The 16,318-nt window shown below is 71.9% G+C and carries 14 protein-coding genes; 9 read left to right on the top strand and 5 right to left on the bottom strand.

The features are described 5' to 3' along the window. Positions 1-17 precede the first annotated feature (17 nt). A complete protein-coding gene (locus ACGFRB_RS19195) occupies positions 18-521 on the top strand; it encodes a hypothetical protein (protein ID WP_393244390.1) in 504 nt (167 codons plus the stop codon). A 146-nt stretch (positions 522-667) separates the two neighbouring features. On the opposite strand, the gene ACGFRB_RS19190 is transcribed toward ACGFRB_RS19195, so the two are convergent. Next, positions 668-1,672, bottom strand: a complete 1,005-nt coding sequence (locus ACGFRB_RS19190; protein ID WP_393244388.1) for a ScbA/BarX family gamma-butyrolactone biosynthesis protein — start codon at positions 1,670-1,672, stop codon at positions 668-670. 123 nt (positions 1,673-1,795) lie between these two features. On the opposite strand from ACGFRB_RS19190, the gene ACGFRB_RS19185 reads away from it, so the two are divergent. From ACGFRB_RS19185 to ACGFRB_RS19175, 3 genes are all read left to right on the top strand, one after another. Continuing rightward, a complete protein-coding gene (locus ACGFRB_RS19185; RefSeq protein ID WP_393244386.1) occupies positions 1,796-2,425 on the top strand; it encodes a ScbR family autoregulator-binding transcription factor in 630 nt (209 codons plus the stop codon). Positions 2,426-2,777: 352 nt separating this feature from the next. Beyond that, positions 2,778-3,476: an HAD family hydrolase gene (locus tag ACGFRB_RS19180; RefSeq protein WP_393244384.1), complete on the top strand. Its 699-nt coding sequence runs from the start codon at positions 2,778-2,780 to the stop codon at positions 3,474-3,476. A gap of 136 nt (positions 3,477-3,612) precedes the next feature. After that, positions 3,613-4,368 (top strand): SDR family NAD(P)-dependent oxidoreductase, encoded by a 756-nt coding sequence (locus ACGFRB_RS19175; protein ID WP_393244631.1) that lies wholly within the window; start codon positions 3,613-3,615, stop codon positions 4,366-4,368. Between the two features lie 321 nt (positions 4,369-4,689). Here ACGFRB_RS19175 and ACGFRB_RS19170 read toward each other — a convergent pair whose 3' ends face one another. Beyond that, positions 4,690-6,063 carry an IS701 family transposase gene (locus ACGFRB_RS19170; RefSeq protein ID WP_393244382.1) on the bottom strand — a complete coding sequence of 458 codons (1,374 nt, stop codon included), beginning with the start codon at positions 6,061-6,063 and terminating at the stop codon, positions 4,690-4,692. Between the two features lie 215 nt (positions 6,064-6,278). On the opposite strand from ACGFRB_RS19170, the gene ACGFRB_RS19165 reads away from it, so the two are divergent. The 5 genes from ACGFRB_RS19165 to ACGFRB_RS19145 all read left to right on the top strand — a co-directional run bounded on the left by ACGFRB_RS19165 (position 6,279) and on the right by ACGFRB_RS19145 (position 12,122). Next, positions 6,279-6,911 (top strand): TetR family transcriptional regulator, encoded by a 633-nt coding sequence (locus ACGFRB_RS19165; RefSeq protein ID WP_393244380.1) that lies wholly within the window; start codon positions 6,279-6,281, stop codon positions 6,909-6,911. A 308-nt stretch (positions 6,912-7,219) separates the two neighbouring features. Then, positions 7,220-8,428 (top strand): sulfotransferase family protein, encoded by a 1,209-nt coding sequence (locus ACGFRB_RS19160; protein WP_393244378.1) that lies wholly within the window; start codon positions 7,220-7,222, stop codon positions 8,426-8,428. 273 nt (positions 8,429-8,701) lie between these two features. After that, positions 8,702-10,099, top strand: a complete 1,398-nt coding sequence (locus tag ACGFRB_RS19155) for a sugar porter family MFS transporter (protein ID WP_393244629.1) — start codon at positions 8,702-8,704, stop codon at positions 10,097-10,099. Positions 10,100-10,223: 124 nt separating this feature from the next. Further along, positions 10,224-11,438: an acyltransferase gene (locus ACGFRB_RS19150; RefSeq protein ID WP_363002880.1), complete on the top strand. Its 1,215-nt coding sequence runs from the start codon at positions 10,224-10,226 to the stop codon at positions 11,436-11,438. Between the two features lie 234 nt (positions 11,439-11,672). Continuing rightward, positions 11,673-12,122 carry a MarR family transcriptional regulator gene (locus ACGFRB_RS19145; protein WP_363002882.1) on the top strand — a complete coding sequence of 150 codons (450 nt, stop codon included), beginning with the start codon at positions 11,673-11,675 and terminating at the stop codon, positions 12,120-12,122. 154 nt (positions 12,123-12,276) lie between these two features. On the opposite strand, the gene ACGFRB_RS19140 is transcribed toward ACGFRB_RS19145, so the two are convergent. The 3 genes from ACGFRB_RS19140 to ACGFRB_RS19130 form a co-directional block, all read right to left on the bottom strand. Next, complete coding sequence (locus ACGFRB_RS19140) at positions 12,277-13,059, bottom strand: alpha/beta fold hydrolase (protein WP_393244376.1); 783 nt, start codon at positions 13,057-13,059, stop codon at positions 12,277-12,279. Positions 13,060-13,228: 169 nt separating this feature from the next. Then, complete coding sequence (locus ACGFRB_RS19135; RefSeq protein ID WP_393244374.1) at positions 13,229-14,878, bottom strand: FAD-binding oxidoreductase; 1,650 nt, start codon at positions 14,876-14,878, stop codon at positions 13,229-13,231. Between the two features lie 24 nt (positions 14,879-14,902). Continuing rightward, entirely contained in the window at positions 14,903-16,183 is a 1,281-nt protein-coding gene (locus tag ACGFRB_RS19130) for an MFS transporter (RefSeq protein ID WP_393244372.1), read from the bottom strand. Positions 16,184-16,318: the final 135 nt, after the last annotated feature.

The following is a 16,318-nucleotide window of genomic DNA, read 5'->3' as shown; positions in this document are numbered from 1 at the left end:
TCCCATGAGGAGTATTCATGCGCAAGACGGCACTCGGCACCCTGACCGGCTCCGCGGTCCTGGCCGCCACGCTGCTCGGCACCACCTCGGCAGCGGCGGCCGTGGGGACGGAGCCCGTCTGTGCCGGCATATGCGTGCTCGGGGTGCGGGCGGCGACGCACGACACGTACGACCGTTTCGTCATCGATCTCGGTCAGGGCACCATTCCCGGCTGGACCACGAGCGAGCAGACGACTCCGCTGTACTGGGGCGAGGAGGGCTCGCAGGCCGAGGTGCCGATCAAGGGGGATTCGTATCTCAAGGTCCATGTGATGCCGTCGTACGCGAACGATCTGAACTGGCAGTCCACGTACACGAGTCCGCGCTCCGAGTCCTTCGCCTTCCCCTCGCTCAAGGGGCAGGCGCTGGTGTACAGCTTCGAGGACGGCAACACCTTCGGGCTGGCCCTCGGGCCGCACTCCTCCTACAAGGTCTCCAAGTTGACCGCTCCCAACCGGATCGTCGTCGACGTCAATCACTGATCGGGACCACTGATCGGCACCACTGAACGGGATCGCCGGCCGATCCCGGGCAGGGCCGGGGCGCACCGAGGGGTGCGGCCCGGCCCTTCGCCGTTCCCGCGGGGTGGCAGCCCCGCGAGGAACCCTGTTTCTCCCGACTGCCGCCGTCAGTGGCGCAGATGGCGGGCGCCGGTGCGCTCCGCCATGGTCACCCGGCAGGTGAAGGCCGTGGCGTCCTCCTGTATCGCGGTGACCGATACGCAGCGGGTGCCCTCCGGGGTCGAGCCGGCCGGCTCCACCCGGGCGGTGATGAGACAGGGCGAGTCGAACTCGACGTAGCGGAAGAACGCCGAGTCGAAGCGGACCGGCGTGACCTCGCCCGCGAAGGGGCCGTGGAGCGCGTGGGCCGCCTGCCGGGCGGCTTCGAGGAGCAGCATGCCCGGCGCGTGGTCGACGGGGTGGTCGAACAGGACGGGGTGCGAGGCGTCGACGCGCAGCTGCCACTGGTCCGGCACCGCGGTGGGGGAGAGCACGACGTCACCGGGCTGCTCCCGGTCCACCAGGACGGGCACCACCACCGGGGCCGACGCGCCCGACGGCACGGGAAAGGCGCTGCCGGGCTCCGTGTAGTGCTCGCCGCGCAGACGGCGGTATATCGCGGGCGAGTTGCAGCTGAACCGGGTGTGCGCCGTGGCGACCGGCCAGTCGTCGCGCAGGACGTCGACATCCATGGTGAGGGCCGCGAGACGGCCGCCGCGCCGGGTGATGTCCGAGCAGGTGATCCGGAGCTGGAGATCCGTGGGGCCGCCGCCGACGCCCATCGAGTCGGGGTCGATCTCGAAGGAGAAGTGCTGCCAGATGAGGTGGTGGCCGAACGGCACGTCGTAGACCGCGTGCGAGATCAGCGGCAGGCACTGGCGCAGCGACTCGGCGAGCAGCATCGGGTCGTGGTTCCCGGCCGCGGGGGCGTAGAAGGCGTGGGTGCGCGGCCATTGGGCGGTGACCGTGACGCGGTCCTCGCCGGCGGGTGCCCAGCCCGTGAGAAGGACCTCGGATCTATCCAGCTTGTGGACCAACTCCTGCGGTACAGGGCGGAGTTGGAGGTTCCGTGCGGGCGTGGTCCGGGTGAGCGAAGCGAACGGAGTGGCCGAAGCGAACGGAGCGAGAGTCATGGGTCCCCCCAGGGATGAGTGCCGTCGATGCCCGTGCGAAGTGCGCGGGCTCTGGTCTCCCAGAACCACGTCACGTAAAATAACGGTCGTTCTTTTTGTTTGTCGAGGGAGGGTACGGAACTGATGACGAAACCCAAGCAGGAGCGGGCACAGAAGACCCGCGAGGAGATCCTTCGGGCGGCGGCCGAGGTGTTCGACGAGCGCGGGTACAACGGCGCCGGCATGCGGGAGATCATGAACCGCGCGGGAGTGACGCTCGGTGCCGTCTACTTCCACTTCCCGAACAAGGAAGCGCTGGCCCTGGCCGTCATGCGGGCACAGCCGACGAGCATAGTGCCCGCCCTGGAGTCACAGGGTCTGCAGCGGCTGGTGGACATCACCCTCGTCTGGTCGCACAAGCTGCGGACCGACCTGATGCTGCGCGCGGGCGTCCGGCTCACCAGTGAGCAGACGGGTTTCGGCTTCGACGACATCACCCCGTACCGCCAGTGGGCCCAGATCATGGAGGAGTGCCTGGGCGAGGGCCGCGGCATGGGCCATGTCCGCACCGACGTACACCTCCCCGAACTCGCCGAGTTCATCGTGTCCGCGTGTACGGGGCTCCAAGAGTACTCCCTCCTCGCCAACGGCCGCGAGGACTTGCCCGCCCGGACGCGCGGCATGTGGCGGCTGCTGATGCCCGCCATCGCCACGCCGGAGGGCATCGACCGGACCGACATCAGCGAGGCGCGGGAGATCGCCGTCAACGCCTGATGTTCCGGGGCCCGTTGATGTGGCCCCGCGATCGCGGCGCCGGGTCATCGGCCGGGGCGACCCTGCCGGTGATCCACCGGATCCGGTAAAAAACCCGTCGGCGGCGGCCCGGATCGGCGAGGATGCCGACCCCTGACGACCTTGATCCATTACGGCTCCGATCCGCTACGACCCTCCATTCGATACGGCCCCGATCGCCTGGTCCCCAAGCGACCGTGGCCCCGACCCCCGCCCCCTCCGGCAAGCACGAGTACGAGTACGAGCACGAGCACGACCGGCGGCGAACCTGCCCGGCGGCGCACCACCCATGACCGTTCCATCTGCCTGAACCCGACTCGGACAAGGACGAACCATGAACCGGCCCCTGGACCGCCTGCGCCTCGTGGCGCTCAACATCGACGGCGTCCTGCTCAACGACACGTTCAGCCCCGTCATCGGCAACTTCATCACCAGTCGGGGTGGTGTGTACGACGCGGAGACCGAGCGCCGCATCCTCTCCCAGTCGCGCCGTGTGGCGGGCGGCGAGATGGCCCGCGCGGCCGGCCTCGACATCACGGGCGAGGAAGCCCTGGAGATCTACTTCGCCGAGCGCGACCGCCATGTCGCCGACCACCCGGTGGCCCCCCATCCCGGCGCGCCCGAACTGATCGAGCGGGTACGGAGCCTGGGCGTCCAGGTGGTCTGCTACGGCGGCCTGAGCAAGCCCCACTTCGACACCCATCTGGGCGCCTGGGCCCACCTCTTCGACGGTCCCGGCTATGTCTGCACGGACTCCTTCCGGCCGGGCATCAAGGAGATCGTCACGGACGTCTTCGATCTCGGCCTCGACGAGGTGCTGTTCGTGGACGATGTCGCCCGGGTCGCCGAGGCGGCCAAGACGCTCGGCGTGCCGTTCATCGGCCATCCCAGCAGTTTTCAGGGCACGTTCATGAAGGAGCTGGAGGTGCGGCACATCGTCGACTCGCTCGACGCGATCGACGAGGAGCTGCTGCGGATGCTCGACGCGGAGGCCGCCGCGGGCACGGTCTGGCCCGCCGTGAGCGCGAACTGACGGCCATACGGCCCCCGTACGTCCCGAGCCCGAGCCCAGCGGATACGAGAGGACCTCACCACCCATGAACAGCGCACACGGCACGAATGGCAGCAACGGAACCCACGACACCAACGGCACCGGCGGCGGGGAGGGCATGCTGGCCGGCAAGACGATCATGATCACCGGAGCGTCGAGCGGGATCGGCGCGGCCGCGGCACGGCTGTTCGCCGCGGAAGGGGCGGCCGTGGTCCTCATGGCGCGCCGGGAGCGGTACATCGAGAAGCTGGCCGAGGAGATAACGGGCGAGGGCGGCAGGGCCCTCGCGGTCGCCGGTGACGTGACCGTCCCCGCGGACGTCGCGCGGGTCGTCGAGGCCGCGGTGCGCACGTACGGCCGGCTCGACGGCGGCTTCAACAACGCGGGCTGGGCCACCGCCGGCACCCCGCTGCACGAGACCGACGACTCCGTCTTCGACCAGGTCATGGACGTCAACGTCCGGGGTGTCTGGAACTGTATGAAGGCCCAGATCGGGGCGATGCTGGCGGACGGCCGAGGGGGCGCCGTGGTCAACACCGCGAGCTGCGCGGGCGTGGTCGCGACGGGTGCCACGGCTTCGTACATCGCGGCGAAGCACGCGGTGATCGGCCTGACGAAGGCGGGCGGACACGAGTACGGCGAGCGCGGGATCCGGGTGAACGCCCTGGTGGTGGGCAGCACTCGGACGGAGCTCATGGAGCAGGTACTCAACGACACTCCTTCCCTGGAGGAGAGCTTCGTCTCCCGTTCCATGCAGAAGCGGATGGCGGACCCGGTCGAGGTCGCGCAGGCCGCGGCGTGGCTGCTCAGCGAGCGGTCCTCGTTCGTCACGGGCGCAGCGGTACCGGTCGACGGCGGCTGGACGGGCGCGTGAGGTCCGTGTGACGTCCGCCTGATATCCGCCTGATGCCCGTCTGGCGTCGTCCGTTCGGTCACCGTCCGACGCCGGTCCGGCAGTTCACTGACGCGCCGCGAGCCGGCCGGGGCCCCGTGGGGGAGCCCCGGACGGCTCGCGGCGCATCGCGCCCGGGCGGTACGCGGCAGCCGCGCGCCGCACCCGGGTGCCGCGCCGGTGCCCTGCCCCGCGCGCCGCACCGCGCTCAGGCTCCACACCGTGCTCCGGCGCCGCGCCCCGCACAGGCGCAGCGCCCCGGATGGACGTACCGCCCCGCCGCACCAGGGCGGTACGCCCCGCTCAGGCGATCCGGCGGGCCGGCTGCCGGGCCGCCGCGCGGCCCGGCGCGACGAGCCGGTCGTACACGTACGCGGCGGACGCCAGCGTCATGTGGTGGTGCCAGCCCGGGAACGACCGCCCCTCGAAGTCGCGCAAGCCGTAGTGCTCGGTGAGGTCCGTGAGCGCGGCGATGGTGCCGGACTGCGACTGCACCAAGGGCAGCAGATCGTGCAGGCGCGGGTTCACCAGCGTGGTGAGCCAGATTCTTCCGACGCCGGGGATCCCGGGCCGCCAGCGCGCGAACACCCGGTACAGACCCAGCGAGTTGCCGTGCCGTCCGGGAAGTCGCACCAGCGCGGAGACGAGCCGATCGGCGCGCGGCGACCCGAGCGAGCCGAGCCCGCCGGGCGATCCGAGCGTGCCCGGCGATCCGAGCGTCCCGGGCGTCCCGGGGGCTCCCAGCGCCCTGGGGACTCCGGGCGATCCGGCCGCGCCGCGCTGGTGCTGCGGTCCGTGCGTGAAGTCGATCGCGGTGGACGGCGTTCCCTTGGGGGAGAGCAGCTGGAGGAGCTGCCCGGCGGAGAGAACGCCGTCCGGTGACCCGGGCGAGGCGGCCCGCTGACCCTCCGGGGCGACGGGCAGTCCATGCGGCACGGCTATGACGAAGTCCCGTCCCCGTGCGGTCAGTTCGGCAGCGAGGTGGGAACCGGCCGTCGGGTGGTTGCTCATGTCGGCGACCACTGGGACCGGGTCGCGGCCGGTGAGCGGGGTGAGCGTGTCGACCAGGTCGAGTATCTGCTCCGTGGGGGAGCGGTGCGGCTCGGTGTCGGGGATGCGGGTCCGGGCCCGCAGCTCCGGGTCCTCCTGCCACTCCTTGGTGAGCAGCAGCCGCCAGTCGACGGGTATGTGTGCGCTGTCCGAGGAAAGGAACAAGCCTATTCCGACCTGGCAGTTGACGGTCCGGCCGGTGGCTCGTTCGAAGCGCTGGTGCACGCCGCAGGAGTGGTTGCCGCGCTTGGGCAGCACCGCGACGCCGATGGTCCAGGCGCGGACGCGGGAGCGACGTTCGGCCAGGCGCAGCAGCTCGTGGCGGGCCGGATTCCAGTCCCATGGACTGGCGTTGACGAACTGGTGCAGCGACTGCGCGGCCGTCGGGCCGGCCTGCAGCTGGGCGGCGAGCCGCTTCACCGACTTGCGGCCGGGCGTCGCGAGTACCCCCGCCACGAAGGCGGCGGCCCAGCGCCGCTGGTCCGCGCGGCGCAGATGGCCGAAGACGGTCTCGGTGTACGAGGTGATCGAGGCGTCCTCGACCAGCTCGGGCAGCCGGTGTTCCCGCACCCCGGCCAGTCCGCGGCCCTGGAGTCCGGGCAGCCGGTGTTCCTGGGGCTGTGGCATGGCGTTCCCTCCCCGTGATGCGTGCCTGACTCCAAAAAGAATAGAGAACGTTCGTTTTCTTTTGTAGCCCGCGGACGGTCCAATCGCTACTTGGCCAAGTCCCGCCTACGCGGGCGGACGCGAGGGCCGACTTTCGGAAGTCGGCGTTGTCCGGCACGCGACCGGTCCCCAAAGTGGCTGTTGGGGCGACAGGCCGGTCGGTGTGGGACCGGGGGATGGAGAAGAACCAGATGGTGAAGCAGGAGCGGGCCGAGAGGACCCGCGAGTCCCTGGTCCGCGCGGCGGCCCACGAGTTCGCGCGTGCGGGGTACGAGGGCACGTCCTTGAGTCGGGTGGCCAGAGCCGCCGGGATCTCGATCGGCGCCCTCACCTTCCACTTCCCTGCCAAGGCGAACCTGGCCCAGGCCGTGCGGGCGCGCGGCGACGCCGCCGTACGCGCCCGCGTGGCGGAGGCGGCCGCCGCCGCGACGCCGCCGCTGGACACCGTGGTCGCCCTGACCCTGGACCTCGCGCGGCTGCTCGAGGACGACGAGGTGGCGCGGGCGGCCGTCCGGCTGTGGCGCGAACTGCCCGACGGGGACGGCACCTGGACCACGCTCTGGCTGCCGGCCGTGACGGAGACCCTCGCCCGCGTGGGCCGGGACGGGCTCGATCCGGCCGTCAGCGAGCACGATGTGGTGCTCCTCGCCGAGTACCTCGTGGCGGGCGCCGAGTCCCGCCTCGGCGGGCCGCTGCCCGGTCTGCCGGCCAGGGACGGCGACGGCGACGGCGACGGCGTGGAACAGCACCTCTCCCGTCTCTGGGCGCTCGTCCTCCCCAGTCTGACCGGGCCGCCCGAGGCGGAGTGATCCCCTGAGGGGTGGCCCCAAAGCGGGAACGAAGGCAGGGCGGGGGGCAGGGCGGGGGCAGGGCGCGCGTACGGATCCAAGGGAAGTCCCGCACGTATCTGGAAGGTGGATCGGTGAGCACACGGAGCGAACCTCCTGTCCTCGCACGCGAGTCGGCTGTTCCCTGGGGCGGATCCGGGGGCGGCCCCGCGTGGGGCAGGGGCGGCACGGCCCCGTCGCGGGCTCCCGGCACGACTGTGCGGACCGTCCGTACCGAGGGGCCGACGGGTCCGGCGGGCCCGGCGGCGACAGCCGGCCCGATGGGCCCGGTGGGAACGCCGCGCGCGGCGGGGGCCGTCGGAACGGTCCGGTCGCCCGGCCGCGCGGGCGGGCGCGGGCGCGACGTCCTCGCCGTGGACGACCTGCTGGAGCGGGTGCGGGGCGACGGCGACGCCGGCGACGCGGACGGCGTCGGGCTGCGCTTCCTGCCCGCGCTGGACCGGCTGTTGCACTCCCTGGACACCGAGGCCGATCTGCACCCGGAAGGGCGCGGGTCGGCCCGTATCGAACTGGTGTCCGCCCTGATGAAGCAGCAGCAGATGATCCGGCTGTTACGCGACCGGCCCGAGATCGCCCTCAACGACATCCGGGCCCCGCTCTTCGTCACCGGACTGCCCGGCAGCGGCGCCGCCATCCTCCACAACGCCCTCGCCGAACACCCCGGGCTCGACGCGCCGACCCTGGCCGAGCTGCACGACCCCGCGGGCCGGCCCGCGGGTCTGCGGCAGCGCCGCGCCGCGCTGGACCGCGCCGCGGGCGTCGTACGGGACCCGGCGCGCGCCACCGCCGGCCGGGGCTCCGGGCTGCTCCTCGGCCCCACCCGCCCCGGCGGCTGCCACCGGCTGCTCGGCAACGCCTTCCACGGCATGGCGGCGACGCTCTCCTGGCGGGTGCCCGGCTACGCCGCGTGGCTGGAGACGGCGGACACGACCGAGGCGTACGCCTTCCACCGGGCCCAGATCCAGGCGGTCACCTGGCGCATCGCGGCCCCCCGGCTGGTGCTGCGCGACTCCTTCCACGCCCGCTATCTGAAGCAGCTGCTCCGCGTCTATCCCGACGCCAAGGTGATCCAGGTGCACCGCGACCCGGCGGACATCGTCGCCGCGTGCGCCGGGATCGCCACGGCCCTGCGCGCGCGCACGGCCCACCGGGTGCGGCCGGCCGGGCCGGAGTGGGCGGACCGGGTGGAGCGCCATGTCGTGGCGGCCGAACGGGCCCGGGCCGACGTACCCCGGGGCCGGCTGCTCGATGTCCGCTTCGCCGACCTGCTCGCGGATCCGGCCGGACAGGTGCGGACCGCCCTGGCCTTCGCGGGGGTCACCGCGACACCGATGTTCGACCGCGTCGTGTCGACCTTCGTCGACGGGACGGCCCGCGAGGCACGCCGCGCACGGCTCTTCCAGCCGTCCGAATTCGGCCTTTCGCGGCGGGAGTTGACCACCCGATTCGCCCTCTACCGGGCGAGATACGGGGTGTGAGTACGACCGGGTGCCCCGAGACATGAGCACTCGGGGCACCCGGATCTCTTCGTACGAAGAACGGCAAGCAGAGACGCAAGTAGAGACACACGCAGAGACACAGGCAGCGAACGAGACAGAGGCGAACCACACGTACTCGGAAAGCGAGTGACACCGGTGACCGTGCACATCGACGAGACGACAGGGCCGCCCGGGCGGCCACCCGCACCACCCGCGTCATCCGGCGGGAGCGAGCCGCCCGCCCCGCCCGAATTCCGGCTGCCCGCCTGGCGGTTGGCGCTCACCGTGGGCGTCGTCGTCCTCGGCGGGCTGCTCTTCGGCTTCGACACGGGCGTCGTCTCCGGCGCCCTGCTGTTCCTCAAGGACGACTTCCAGCTGACCTCCTTCCAGGAAGGCGCGGTGATCTCCTCGCTGCTCCTCGGCGCGGCGGCCGGCGCGCTGTGGAGCGGGAGGCTCGCCGACCGGTGGGGGAGGCGGCGGACGCTGATCGCCGTCGCCGCCACCTTCACCCTCGGGCTGCTGCTCGCCACGGTGTCGGCCGGCTTTTGGACCCTGGTGGCCGCGCGGGTGGTCCTCGGGCTCGCCGTGGGCTCGGCGTCCTCGCTCGTCCCGCTCTACCTGGCCGAGGTGGCGCCGGCGCGGCTGCGCGGGCGGCTCATCACCGTGAACCAGATCATGCTCACCGCGGGCATCCTGGTCTCGTACCTGATCAACCTCTGGTTCGCCGGGGACGCCGACTGGCGCGCGATGTTCGGTGCGGGCCTGGTCCCGTCCGTCGTGATGCTGATCGGCCTCTTCTTCGTACCCGAGAGCCCGGTGTGGGCGGCCCGGCGGCAGCGCGAGCGGGCGGACGGGAACGGGAGCGGGAGCGGGAGCGGGAGCGGGAGCGGGAACGGGGTGCCGGGAGGCGGCCGGGCCGGCGAGCCGGGCAGGTTCGCCGCTCCGCGCGGGATGCTCTCCGAACCCGTCGTACGGCGCGCCCTGTTGATCGGTCTGACGATCGGCGCGGTGCAGCAGTTCGCCGGGATCAACACGATCATCTACTACGCCCCCAGCATCATGAGCCGGGCGGGCCTGCCGGCCACCAACTCGATCATGTACTCCGTCGCCATCGGCGTGGCCAACCTGCTGATGACCGTCGCCGCGATCCCGCTGGTCGACCGGGCGGGCCGCAAGCCGCTGCTGGTGGGCTCGCTGGTGGGCATGGCGGTGGCGCTCGTCCCGCTCGGCTTCGCCCTGAACGGGGTGTTCGGCGGGGCCTCGCACCTGGTCAGCCTGGTCTCCATGGGGTTGTACGTGTCCGCGTTCGCGGTCGGCATCGGCCCGGTGTTCTGGATCCTGTCGGCGGAGGTCTTCCCGCCCGCCGTACGGGCCCGGGGGGCCGCGCTGTGCGCCCTCGTCAACTGGGCGGCCAATTTCGTCGTCGGACAGCTCTTCCTGCCCGCGGCCGACGCGCTCGGCGAGGCCGCCGTCTTCTGGTTCTTCGCGGCGGTCTGCGTTGCGGCTTTGGTGTTCGTGCTGCGGGTGGTCCCCGAGACGAAGAACCGCTCGTTCGACGCGATCCAGCGGGACCTGGAGGCGGGGACGGCGGCGGCCCGCAGGAAACGCCGCGCCGCGTCCGTACCGGCGCAGGCGCACGCGCCCGGACCTCTCCCCGTGGCGCACGACTGACTCTTGCATCGGGATGCAAGTACAGGCGGTGAGTCGCCGCCGAGATCCCCACCTTCCCCCCACCACCACCCGCTCACGCACTGGCGCACCCCTCACTCACCGACCCGACCCACCGGAGGTCCCCATGGCGGCGAACGTCGCCCCACCCCGTACCGAGATCCACGCCCCCGCGGCCAGACCCGAGGGCTTCACCCGCCTCCCCTCGCTGACCGGACTGCGTTTCATCGCCGCGGTCATGGTCTTCCTCTTCCACGCGTCCCTGACGACCGAGCCGCCCCTCAACCCCTTCAGCGGCGGCGTCTCGGACTTCTTCCACGCCGCCGCGAGCAAGACGGGGTGGATGGGCGTCACCTTCTTCTTCCTGCTCAGCGGCTTCGTGCTGACGTACTCGGCCCGCCCGAACGACACCCCCCGCCGGTTCTGGCGCCGCCGTCTCGTCAAGCTCTACCCGAGCCACGTGGCCGGCTGGATCGGTGCGATGGTGCTGTTCGCGGCGGCCACCGCGACCTGGCAGCAGTGGCTCCCCAACCTGCTCCTGCTGCAGACATGGATCCCGAAGTACCACACGTACCTGAGCATCAACCCGCCCAGCTGGTCGCTGTCCTGCGAGGTCTTCTTCTACCTCTGCTTCCCGCTGCTGCACCGCTGGATCGCGCGGATACGGCCCGAGCGGCTGTGGGCCTGGGCCGCCGGGCTCGCCGTCGTGATCACCGCGATCCCGGCCCTCGGCTACCTCCTGCTGCCGAACGGCACCATGTCCAACGGCTTCCCGGTCTCCGAGATCCAGTACTGGGCCGTCTACATGCTGCCGCCGGTGCGCACCCTCGACTTCGTCCTGGGCATCGTGATGGCCCGCATCCTGATGACCGGCCGCTGGATCAACCTGGGGATGCTGCCCGCGTGCGGCCTGGTCGTCGTCGGCTACGCGATCGCCAACACCACCCCCTGGCTCTTCGGGCTCAACGCGGCGGCGCTCGTCCCGTTCGCGCTGCTCATCCCGGCCGTCGCCACTACCGACCTGCGCGGGGAGCGCTCGCCGTTCCGGGGCCGGGTGATGGTGTGGCTCGGCGAGGTGTCGTTCGCCTTCTACATCGTGCACAACGTGCTGCTGGTGTACGTGCGTTCGCTGATCGGCGAGACCCGCCACTTCGGCTTCGCCGGCGGACTCGGCGTCATGGCCCTGTACTTCGCGGTGTGCCTCGGGGCCGCGTGGCTGCTGCACAAGGGCGTCGAGATGCCGATGATGCGGCACTTCGCCAAGCCCCGGTCCGAGCGGCGGCCCGCCGCGGCCAAGGGAGTCAAGGGGGCCAAGCAGCCCGTGACGGCGGGCAACGGCTGATCCCCCAGGTCCGGGGCCGGGCCCCGGACGGGAGCCGAGAACGAGCCGGTGCGTCCGTACCGAGGGTGCACCGGCTCTTCTCCGGCCGTCACACTCTGTTCACGGGACGCGTGCTGACCTATGCTTGCAAAGGCAAGTATTCACTGCTGTGCCGGTACGGAAGGGCGAGGCGTGGGGGCCGCCTCGGCGAGGCCGGGGGCCGGGCGCAGGTGAGGACAGGACGGTGAAGACGGCATGGCGACGGCCGCGCGCGGGCGACTCAGTGGTGAACTCGAACTGTGGAGGCAGCTCCTGCTCCTGGTGAACGGGGTCAGTATGAAGCTCGACAAGAAGCTCCAGCGCCAACACGGCGTGACGGCCTCCGAGTTCACCGCCCTGTCCGTTCTCGGGCGCGGAGCGCTGCGGATGCAGGAGCTCGCCGACTCGGTGGGGTCGAGCCAGTCCACGATGAGCCGGTTGGTCGGCCGCCTGGAGAACGAGGGCCTGGTCGCCCGTACGGTCGGCGAGGAGGACCGCCGGGTGATGTTCGCGCATCTCACCGCGGACGGCCGCAAGCTGGTCGCGCAGGCGCAGGACACCTTCGCCCGTGAACTGTCGCTCGCGCTCGACCTGGCCGCCTTTGAACCGGAGACGGCGTCGCTGGTCAACCGGCTGCGGCACGTCCCCGCGACCCCGGCGCGCTGAACCGCCGCTCCCTTGAGTTTCCCGTACCCGGCCACGCGAAAGCCCCGGCGGGGGCGGCTTTCGCCACCCCCGGCGGGGCCTCGTACGGGTGTCGCGCCCTGCGTACGGCACGCGTACGACGTACGCCCGGCGTGACCCGACCCGACCCGACGCGTCAGGCCGCGTCCTCCTCCAGGAACTCCTCGACCAGCGCGGCCAGTTCGGCCGGCTTCTCGAAGACCGCGAAGTGACCCGCGTCCAGCTCGGCGTACCGGCTGCCCTTGATCGCCGCGTGCAGCTCACGGGAGTGCGCGACCGGGATCATCCGGTCGTGCGTGGCACCGATCACCAGGGTGGGCGCGGTGATCCGGGGCAGGTGGTCAGTGAGGTCGAGCTCCAGGTTGAGCGCGATCTGCCGGCCGATGCCCGCCGGGATGCCGCCCGAGACCATCTCCTCGACGCCCGCGACACCGAGGGCGTTCACCTGGGTGGTGGTCCAGCCGTTCAGCTGGAGGAAGCGGCCGAAGGTCTCGTGGTCGAGCTTGTCGAGCCGGTCCCACAGGTCGAAGAACAGCTCCTGGCGGGCGTCGTTCTTGATCCAGCCGGCGAGCAGCACAAGGCGGCGCACCTTCTCTGGGTGCTTGGCGGCGAAGGCGGCGACGGCGAGTGCGCCCTGCGACCAGCCGAGCAGGTCGACCGGGCCCTCGGCGCTGCTGTCCTCGATCGCGGCACCGATCTGCTCGACGAGCAGGTCCAGGGTCAGCGGGCCGCCCTCGTCCTCGGTGGCGCCGCTGCCCGAGTAGTTGGGGACGACGACGGTACGGCGGTCACTGAAGGTGTCGCGCAGGTGGTCGTACGTACCGGCGTCGCCGCCCGTGCCGTGGACCAGGACGAGACCGGGGCCGGTGCCGGTCTCGAAGTACTCCACCTTGGAGCCGTTCGTGGAAGCGAAAGGCATGGCTCTCTCCTAGCTTGCTGTCGTGCAGGTGGGGGATGCCGCGCCGGGGGAGACCGGTGCGGCGCCGCGGCCCGCCGGACGGGCCGCGGATGTCAGGGGGCCCGGCGGACCGCGCGGGATCGCGGGTCCGCCGGTATGTGGACGCCACGGGCCCGGCGGGCCGCGGACGTCAGGAGGTCCGGCGGGTGGCCGGCTCGACGGACTGGGCGTGGCGCAGGATGCCGCGCGGGTCCCAGGCGGACTTCACCCGCTGCAGACGCGGGTAGTTGTCCTTGTAGTAGAGCGCGTACCAGGGCGTCGTCGAGGTGTTGAGCGCCGGGTCGCCGAGGTCGACGTCCGCGTAGTTGACGAAGCAGCCGTCGTTGACGCGGCTCGGCGCCGGCACGCCGCCGGACGCGGCGTAGACGTCCCGGTAGAACTCCCGTACCCAGCCGAGGTGTCGGGCGTCCTCGGCGGGGTCCTGCCAGAACGCGAGGTACTGGAGCTTCAGCACCGAGTCGCGCTGGGCCACGGCGGTGGCGCTCGGCGCGACGGCGTTGATCCGGCCGCCGTAGCCGGCGATCAGCAGCAGCGCCGCCGGGTTGGTGTAGTCGGTGCGGGTCAGGTGGTGGTACGCCGCGGTCAGCTGGTCGTCGGGGAAACTGGCCCGCATGTAGGCGGACTTGTCCTCGAACCGCAGCGTCGGGTCGCCGCCCGCGAAGCCCGGCCACTTGGTGGCGTGCAGGAACGGGAGCCGCTGGGTGATGCCCTGCGGGGTGACGGCCACGCCCGCGCCGACCGCCGCGATGAACGCGTCGAGGTCGGCCTGCGCGCCGGGCCGGGTGGCGTCGATCTGGGTGACCATGGTGATCGCGCCGGCCGACTTGTGGGAGACCTTGAGCTGACTGAACAGGTCGAGGCAGGAGGCGTCCGGCCCGCCGTGGGCGACGAACCAGTCGCCGTAGTTCTGCACCAGCCGCTTGAAGCCGGCCTGCGTCAGGCCGTCCCAGGACCAGGTGACGGTGCTGGTGAGCAGCTCCGACGGCGGGCGGGGGAGTAGCGTCGACGGGTCGGTGCCGATGGCGCCGGGCGTGCGCAGCAGGTACTTGGTGACGATGCCGAAGTTGCCGCCGCCCCCGCCGGTGTGCGCCCACCACAGGTCGCGCAGGCTCGCGTCGGTTGCGTCCCGGGTGGCGACGACCTTGCTGACGGTGCCGTCCTGGGCGACGGTCACGACCTCGACGCCGTGCAGGTGGTCGACGGTGAGTCCGAACAGCCGGGACAGCGCGCCGTATCCGCCGCCGACGATGTGACCGCCGGCCGCGACCGACGGGCAGGAGCCGCCGGGCAGGGTGACGCCCCAGCGCTTGAACAGAACGCTGTAGACATTGGACAGCCAGGCGCCGGGCTCCACCACGAAGACCCGCTGGTCGGCGTCGTAGCTCACGTCCGTCAGCTGCGACAGGTCGATGAGGACCTTGACGTCGGAGTTGGTGGTGAAGTCCTCGTAGCAGTGGCCGCCGCTGCGCACCGCGATCCGCTTGCCGGCGGCGACGGCCTCCCGCACGGCGTCGACGACCTGGTCGGCGGAGGAGACGAGCCGGACGTAGTCGGGGGTGCCGACCCAGCGCTGGTTGGTGCCGCGTATCAGCTCCGGGTAGCGGGCGTCCGCGGGTCTTATGGTGACCGCCGGGAGATCGGGGGCCCCGCCCGGCATGGTGGGCCGGGGGCGGGCGGGCGCGGCCTGGGCGAGGCCCATGGCCGGGACCGAGGCGCCGAGGGCCAGACCGCCCGCCACGGCGGAACGCCGCAGGACCTTGCGCCGGGTGAGCTCACTCATCGTGCTACTCCTTCAGTGGGTTCGTCAGTCGCGGGAGACGTCGGCCGCGGCGGGAACGGCCGTGGCGGGGACGGGAGTCGGAGCGGAGGCGGGGGCAGGGGCGGAGGCACCGGCGCCGGCGGGGGTGGACGCACCGGCGGCGACGAGGGCGGTACGGGCGGTGCGCCGGTCCTTGCGCAGCTCACTGGCCGCGACGGTCATCGCGAGCCAGGAAAGGACTGCGGAAGCGGCGATGACCGTCCGCAACCCGAAGTCCAGGCCCAGGAGTTGGCCGCCGAACCAGGCGCCGAAGGCGATGCCGATGTTGAAGGCGCCGATGTTGATGGCGACGGCGAGCGTGGGGGCTCCGTCGCCGGCCGCCGTGAGGATCCGCGCCTGGAGGCCCGGCATCACGGCGAAGTACGCGGCGCCGAAGGCGACGAGGAGGACGACGAGGAGCCAGCCGATCCGGCCGCCGATCGCCATCAGGGCGAGGACGGCGCCCAGCACCGCGAGGACACCGACGAGGGACGGCATCAGCGCCCGGTCGGCCAGCCGGCCGCCGACGAGGTTGCCGACGAGCGAGCCGCAACCGACGAGCAGCAGCAGCCAGCTGACGGCCTTGGGATCGAAGCCGCCGATGTCGGTGAGGATCGGGTTCACGAAGGTGTACGCGGTGAAGACGCCCGCCATCGCCAGCGCGGTGATGACGATGGCGAGTTGCACCCGGCGGTTGCGCAGCACCCGCAGCTCGTCGGCCGCTCCTGCGTCGCTCGGCACGGGACTGGCGGGCTGTAGCCAGGCCACCAGGGCGAGCGCGATCAGGCTCAGGGCGGCGATGCTCCAAAACGCCGACCGCCACCCGAAGTGCTCCTCCAGGAGGACGCCGAGCGGCACACCGAGCACGGTGGCGAGATTGAGGCCGACGGCGACCCGGGAGACCGCCGAGGCCTCCTTGCCCTTCGGCGCCAGCGAGCCGGCCACGACGATGCAGACCGCGAACAGGGTGCAGTGGGTGATCGCCGACAGGACGCGGGCGGTCATCAGGACCCCGTAGTTCGGCGCCACCGCGGCGAGCACGTTGCTCGCCGTGAACAGGCCCATCAGGCCGAGCAGCAGCGGCTTGCGGGGGGTCCGGCTGCTGAGGAGGGTGACGATCGGGCCGAGGACCACGACGCCGAGCGCGTACGCGGTGACGAGCAGACCCGCGTCGGACAGGGAGACGTCCAGGTCGCCGGCGATGGCGGGCAGGACGCCGGCCACGACCAGTTCCGCGCTGCCGACGCTGAAGACGCAGAGCATCAAGGGGAAGAGGGCAAACGGCATGGCTGTTTCCAAGTCACGGGTCGGGTCACGCGCCGCGTCGCGGAGGGGGTGCGGCGAGGCGCGTCACGAGTCGGGTCGCGGGGCGGGGCGTGGGCCGTTCCGGAGCGGTCGGTTCGCGATCACCGCGCGGCGGTG

It is taken from the genome of Streptomyces sp. NPDC048718, from assembly GCF_043198875.1.
Taxonomy (GTDB): domain Bacteria; phylum Actinomycetota; class Actinomycetes; order Streptomycetales; family Streptomycetaceae; genus Streptomyces.
The sequence above is the reverse complement of the archived record's forward strand: the minus strand, read 5'-3'. Positions and strand labels throughout refer to the sequence as shown.

What these genes read in the sequence shown, in the direction of transcription:
- ACGFRB_RS19195 (WP_393244390.1), top strand. Translation starts at nt 18, where the DNA reads ATGCGCAAGACGGCACTCGGCACCCTGACCGGCTCCGCGGTCCTGGCC.
- ACGFRB_RS19170 (WP_393244382.1), bottom strand. Translation starts at nt 6,063, where the DNA reads ATGCCACAGCCCCAGGAACACCGGCTGCCCGGACTCCAGGGCCGCGGA.
- ACGFRB_RS19180 (WP_393244384.1), top strand. Translation starts at nt 2,778, where the DNA reads ATGAACCGGCCCCTGGACCGCCTGCGCCTCGTGGCGCTCAACATCGAC.
- ACGFRB_RS19135 (WP_393244374.1), bottom strand. Translation starts at nt 14,878, where the DNA reads ATGAGTGAGCTCACCCGGCGCAAGGTCCTGCGGCGTTCCGCCGTGGCG.
- ACGFRB_RS19150 (WP_363002880.1), top strand. Translation starts at nt 10,224, where the DNA reads ATGGCGGCGAACGTCGCCCCACCCCGTACCGAGATCCACGCCCCCGCG.
- ACGFRB_RS19130 (WP_393244372.1), bottom strand. Translation starts at nt 16,183, where the DNA reads ATGCCGTTTGCCCTCTTCCCCTTGATGCTCTGCGTCTTCAGCGTCGGC.
- ACGFRB_RS19185 (WP_393244386.1), top strand. Translation starts at nt 1,796, where the DNA reads ATGACGAAACCCAAGCAGGAGCGGGCACAGAAGACCCGCGAGGAGATC.
- ACGFRB_RS19190 (WP_393244388.1), bottom strand. Translation starts at nt 1,672, where the DNA reads ATGACTCTCGCTCCGTTCGCTTCGGCCACTCCGTTCGCTTCGCTCACC.
- ACGFRB_RS19165 (WP_393244380.1), top strand. Translation starts at nt 6,279, where the DNA reads ATGGAGAAGAACCAGATGGTGAAGCAGGAGCGGGCCGAGAGGACCCGC.
- ACGFRB_RS19140 (WP_393244376.1), bottom strand. Translation starts at nt 13,059, where the DNA reads ATGCCTTTCGCTTCCACGAACGGCTCCAAGGTGGAGTACTTCGAGACC.
- ACGFRB_RS19145 (WP_363002882.1), top strand. Translation starts at nt 11,673, where the DNA reads ATGGCGACGGCCGCGCGCGGGCGACTCAGTGGTGAACTCGAACTGTGG.
- ACGFRB_RS19175 (WP_393244631.1), top strand. Translation starts at nt 3,613, where the DNA reads ATGCTGGCCGGCAAGACGATCATGATCACCGGAGCGTCGAGCGGGATC.